The sequence below is a fragment of the Streptomyces sp. LS1784 genome, from assembly GCF_020103755.1.
Lineage (GTDB): Bacteria > Actinomycetota > Actinomycetes > Streptomycetales > Streptomycetaceae > Kitasatospora.
Genome location: NZ_JAHSQD010000119.1, coordinates 1 through 4777, shown reverse-complemented (window position 1 = coordinate 4777; position 4777 = coordinate 1). Strand labels below are relative to the sequence as shown.

General features: G+C 71.7%; 3 protein-coding genes. 1 reads left to right on the top strand and 2 read right to left on the bottom strand.

Annotated elements, in window-relative coordinates:
• Nucleotides 1–239 precede the first annotated feature (239 nt).
• On the top strand, nt 240–1457 hold the full coding sequence (locus KS423_RS16525) for a PP2C family protein-serine/threonine phosphatase (RefSeq protein ID WP_224279974.1): 1218 nt from the start codon (nt 240–242) through the stop codon (nt 1455–1457).
• Nucleotides 1458–1509: 52 nt separating this feature from the next.
• Here the strand turns inward: KS423_RS16525 and KS423_RS16520 are convergent, their stop codons facing one another.
• Complete coding sequence (locus tag KS423_RS16520) at nt 1510–3357, bottom strand: ABC transporter ATP-binding protein (protein ID WP_224279972.1); 1848 nt, start codon at nt 3355–3357, stop codon at nt 1510–1512.
• 177 nt (nt 3358–3534) lie between these two features.
• A complete protein-coding gene (locus KS423_RS16515) occupies nt 3535–3765 on the bottom strand; it encodes a hypothetical protein (protein WP_224279970.1) in 231 nt (76 codons plus the stop codon).
• Nucleotides 3766–4777: the final 1012 nt, after the last annotated feature.

Sequence of the window (4777 nt, the reverse complement as noted above, 5' to 3'; positions counted from 1 at the left end):
GTGCCCGCCCCCGGCCACGGCGTTGGTCCGTCCCCACCGCGGCCCCCACCACGGCCGTCGGCGTGTCCGCAGGGGACCACGCGGGTGGGGGCGAGCGAGAGGACGTTCGGCCGGCCGCGTGATCGGTTCGCGCATCGGGGCCGATGCCGTCTCGGCAGGGTGCCGCCGCGGCCGCACCCTGCGCGATCACGCCTGATGTGAGCGAAGGCGGGATCGGTGTGAGACTGGGCAGGGAAGGGGTGATCCCCGTGTCGGACCCACCGCACGCGTCCGCCGGTCCCGACACCGTCGTCGACGAGAGTCTGCTGGAAGAGCTGATCATCGAGGCGCAGACGGCCCTGCCGGTCGAACTGCCCGCCCTGGCGAACCGGTGCGCCGCGGCCCTCGGCCTGGACACCGTGCTGATCTACCTCGTCGACCTGCAACAACGGCTGCTCGTCCCGCTCGACGAGGCCTCGGAGCCGCTGCCGGTGGACCGTTCGCGGGCCGGCTGGGCGTACCGCAGGGTCTCCCCGCAGGTGGCAGCCGACGACGGTGGCGTGATCGTCTGGCTGCCGCTGGTCGACGGTGCGGAGCGGCTGGGCGTGCTGGCGGTGCGGACCGCCGCGCTCGACGGGGTGCGGATGCGCCGCAGCCGGATGCTCGCCCATCTGTTCGCCATGCTGATCACCTCCAAACGCACCTACAGCGACTGGCTCGCCTCCCTCGCCCGCACCGCGACCATGGGGCTGCCCGCCGAGATGCTGCGGGCCTTCCTGCCGCCCCAGACCATCGGCAGCAGCAGGTGCGTCTCGACCGCGGTCCTGGAACCGGCGTACGACGTCGCCGGCGACGCCTTCGACCACTCGGTGATCAAGAACGTGCTGCACACCATGATCCTCGACTCCATGGGGCACGATCTGACCTCCGGCCTGACCACGTCGGTCGCCATGGCGGCGGCGCGCAACGCCCGCCGCGCCGGCAGTCCCCCGTCCGACGTGGTCGGCTCCGTCGACCAGGCGCTCGTCCACTGGCTGCCCGACCACTTCTGCACCGGCGTGCTGTGCCGGCTCGACGCGGAGACCGGGGTGCTGCACTGGGTCAACTGCGGACACCCGCCGCCGCTGCTGATCCGTGCCGAGCGGGTGCTCCACGGAGCACTGGACAGCCCCCCGCAGCCCCCGATCGGCCTGGCCGACCACCTCGCCCCGGAAGCCCGGCAGGTCCACGAGACGACACTGGAGCCGGGCGACCGCGTCCTGCTCTACACCGACGGCGTCGTGGAGGCGCGTGACACGGACGGTGCGGAGTTCGGCCTCGACCAGTTCACCGACTTCATCATCCGCTCCTCGGCCGCCGGCCAGCGCCCGGCCGAGGTGCTGCGGCTGCTCATCCACGCCATCCTCGACCACCAGCGCAACCGCCTGCGGGACGACGCGACCATCCTGCTCTTCGAATGGCGCCCGCAGCGCCCGTGACGCGCTGTGGCACCGGCGCGTGGTGCAGACGTCGACGCGGCGGGCCGGGGGGTCAGGGGACGATCCTCACCGACTCGGCCCGTGATGGGTGGTGGAGCCGGTGGAGGCCGGCGTAGGCGGGGCTGCGGGCGAGGAGTTCCTCATGGGTGCCGTGGCCGGCGAGCAGGCCCTGTTCGAGCAGGACGATCTGGTCGGCGTCGCGGACCGTGAGCAGGTTGTGCGAGATGATGATCGTCGTGCGGCCGGCCATCAGCGCACGCAGCGGGCCCATGATCCGCCGGGCCGACTCGGCGTCCAGGCCGGTGGTGGGTTCGTCCAGGAGGAGGACGGGTGCGTCCCGAACCATCGCGCGGGCGATGGCCAGACGCTGGCGCTGGCCGCCGGAGAGCAGTCGTCCGCGCTGGCCGACCACGGTGTCGTAGCCGTCGGGCAGCAGGCTGACGAACCCGTGGGCGTCCGCCGCCCTGGCGGCCGCCAGGATCTCGGCCTCGGTCGCCTCCGGGCGCCCGTACGCGATGTTCTCCCGGACGGTGCCGTGGAAGACCAGGGTCTCCTGCAGGACCACGGCGACGTTCTCGCGCAGCTCGGTGAGCGACAGTTCGCGCAGGTCGACACCGTCGAGCCGGACGGCGCCGGCGGCCGGGTCGTAGAAGCGGAGCAGCAGCTTGGCGACGGTGGACTTCCCCGCGCCGCTGGCGCCGACCAGGGCCAGCGTCTTCCCCGGCGCCACCGTGAAGGACACCCCGGACAGCGCGGGCGTCGCCGTCTCCGGGTAGCTGAAGGTCACGTCGTCGAACTCGATCCCGCCGTGGGCCCGGCCGATCGCCCGCGGGGTCGAGGGGGCGGCGACCTGCGGGCGCTGGTCGAGCAGTTCGATGATCCGCTCGGCGGCGGCGGAAGCGCTGTAGAAGGTGTTGCCGAGCCCGGACATGCCCCGGATCGGGCCGTAGAGCTGGCTCAGCAGTGCGAGGAAGACCATCAGGCCGCCGAGGGTGAGCCGGCCACGGACCAGCTCCCAGGTCCCGAGGCCCATCACTGCCAGGCCGCCGAGCAGCTCGATGAACTCGACCGTGGGTCCGTAGAGCGCTCCGATCCGGGTCGAGGCCATCGCGGCGTGGTACCGGCCGACGCTCTCGCGCTGAAACCTGGTGTGCTCCCAGCCCTGGCGGTTGTACGCCTGGACGAGTGCGATGTTGCCGAGCGACTCCTCGGTGACCGCGCTGATCGAACCGCCGCGCCGGCGGCGTTCGCGTGAGGCCGCCCGGATCAGCTTGGCGAAGCGGCGGGCGGTGAGGAAGAACAGCGGCGCGGCTACCAGTGCGGTCAGCGTCAGGTCCCAGCGCAGCGCCAGCAGGAGACCGACGAAGATGCCCAGCCGCGCCACCTGGCCGAGCGCGGTGACGATCCCGGAGAGCAGGAAGGTCTCGACCGCGTCGACGTCGCCGGTCACCCGGGACAGCACGTCGCCGAGCTGCCGCCGCTCGAAGAAGCCCAGTGACAGGCCCTGGAGGTGCCGGAACACGTCCGATCGCAGGACGAGCAGGAAGCGCTCGCTGACCCAGGTGGAGGTCACCCGGCGGGCGAAGGTCAGCGCTCCGGAGAGCAGGGCCAGCCCGGCGTAGGCGAGGGCGACCGGCAGGAACAGGCTCAGCCTGTGCGGGATGAGCATGTCGTCGATCACGATCTTGAACAGCAGGATCTCCGCTGCCTCGATCGCCGGGCCCACCGCGACCAGGACCAGCAGCACCACCAGCCAGTGGCGGCCGCCCTTGGTGTAGGGCCAGAAGCGCCGGAAGACCTCGCGGAGCGGGACCGGCGGTGCGGCGGCGACGAGGGCGTCGGAGCTCTCGACGACGAGCAGCCCGCGCAGGGCCTCTCGAAGAGTCCGCTTTCGCGTCATCTCACGGTCTTCCCGCTTGGTGCCCGGCACCGGTCACCCCGCTGAACCCCGACCCGAGCCCGGAACCCGCCGGGTGGCGCGGGCCGGACGGACCGGGCGGGGCGACAGGCAGGCCGGGCACGAAGTATGCCCGGCCTGCTGTCGTAACGGATTGCAAGTGTCCGGCTACTGTGGATGTCAGTAGCCCCAGTCGCCGCCGCCGCCGTAGCCGCCGCCGTAGCCGCCGCCGCCGCCGTGGTCGCCGAAGTCGTCATAGCCGCCGCCGTAGCCGCCGCCGTAGCCGCCGCCGCCGTGGTCGCCGAAGTCGTCGCGTTCGAAGCCGCGCTCACCGTAGCCGCCGCCGTAGCCGCCGCCACCGCCGTGTTCGTCAAACCTGCCGAGGGTGCCGAGGTTTTCGAGGAATCCCATGATCAAACCTTCCTACGATTCCCCCTCAAACCATCGTCAGTCCGAGCGCACGGGATCGGCAAGCATAATCCGGGAAAAATTGAAGATTTAAAAAATGATTAGAGTATCGCAACTGATGGTCAGCTCGGCGATTTTCATGGCAAAATCATGTCAAATCTTTGGTTGAGCTCAAGCCGAGGGGCCGTGTGTGGCGAGCTGGCGAGCTGTCGCGCTGCGGCCGCCAATCGCGCCACGCCACCCCATGGGGGTATGGGTGGCCTGCCGTGACGGGGTCGCCCGCGCCGCGTCAGGTCCGCCCGACCCGCGGACGTGCCGGACCGTGACCGACCGTTCGCGCCGCGCGCCTGTCGCGGCAGGCCTCCGCCTCGGACGAACCGCCGTATGGCGCTGCCGGAGCGGGGCAGCCGCGCGGGCGAGGCCGTCGGCTTGCCTCGGTCGTCAACCGGGCGTGGAGCATCCATCGACCTGGCCGGCCTTCCGGTCGGCAGAACCGCCCCGCCCGAGTCGTCGAGGCCGTCCTCATGGTGGCCGACCGGCGCGAGGGGGCGGAGCGGAGGCGGGAGGAACGGGAGAGGCTCAGGGGTGAAGGCGGATGCACCGATGAACCGTCATTCTGACGTCTGGCCAGGAGCCGGCGGACGCCCGGTCCTCGCCCCCGGGATGCCGGGCCCGTCGGCGGTTCGTCGCCTGCTCGTCGGTCGCCACGGCATCGCCTCGGCGCTCTCGGCTCTGCCAGTCGGACTCGCGCTTCTTCAGCCCCAACAGCCAGACACCGCTGGCAAGTTCGACGAACCTGACCGAGGTGCGGGTGACCGCGACCGTGAGAGGGCCCGTGCCACGCGGATCGCGCGGGCACGGGCCCTCTCGGGTCATCCCGGTGGTCCCTGTCCGGCCCCCGGGGTGAGGGGGAGGGTGGTCAAGGTCGCGGGTGTGTTGCCGACGGCCGAGGGGTCGGCTTAGTACCAGTGGTGGGACTGCCAGAAGTTCCAGGCGGCGTTCGGGCTGCCGTAGC